At 57.1% G+C, this 825-nt stretch carries 1 protein-coding gene; it reads left to right on the plus strand.

Going from position 1 to position 825, the window contains the following annotated elements; genetic code table 11:
- The coding region (locus AC52W5_RS15495) for a methane monooxygenase/ammonia monooxygenase subunit A (protein WP_074974981.1) at positions 1-825 on the plus strand (825 nt) is incomplete at its 5' end.

Below are 825 nucleotides of genomic sequence, written 5' to 3' on the forward strand. Positions count from 1 at the left end.
ATGAGCAGAACAGATGAAATACTGAAGGCGGCGAAGATGCCGCCCGAAGCGGTAAAGATGTCCAGGATGATAGACGTGATTTACTTCCCGATTCTATGCATTCTACTGGTTGGAACCTACCACATGCACTTCATGCTGCTGGCGGGTGACTGGGACTTCTGGCTTGACTGGAAGGACCGGCAATGGTGGCCGGTGGTAACCCCGATTGTCGGGATCACCTACTGCGCTGCGATCATGTACTACCTGTGGGTGAACTACCGCCTGCCGTTTGGGGCCACACTTTGCATCGTGTGCCTGCTGACGGGCGAATGGCTGACCCGCTTCTGGGGCTTCTACTGGTGGTCGCACTACCCCATGAACTTCGTATTCCCCTCCACCATGATTCCTGGCGCGCTGGTGATGGACACCGTCATGCTGCTCACGCGCAACTGGATGATCACGGCTCTGGTGGGCGGTGGCGCCTTCGGCCTGTTGTTCTATCCTGGCAACTGGACCATCTTCGGCCCCACCCACCTGCCGCTGGTGGCAGAAGGCGTGCTGCTCTCGGTAGCCGACTACACGGGCTTTTTGTATGTTCGTACCGGCACCCCTGAGTACGTGCGTCTGATCGAACAAGGATCGCTGCGAACCTTTGGCGGTCACACCACGGTTATTGCCGCATTCTTCTCCGCGTTCGTCTCCATGCTCATGTTCACCGTCTGGTGGTACTTTGGCAAGGTCTACTGCACCGCCTTCTACTATGTCAAGGGTGCACGCGGCCGCGTCAGCATGCAGAACGACGTAACAGCATTTGGCGAAGAAGGCTTTGCCGAGGGGATCAAATAA

This window comes from Nitrosospira sp. CT (assembly GCF_059489795.1).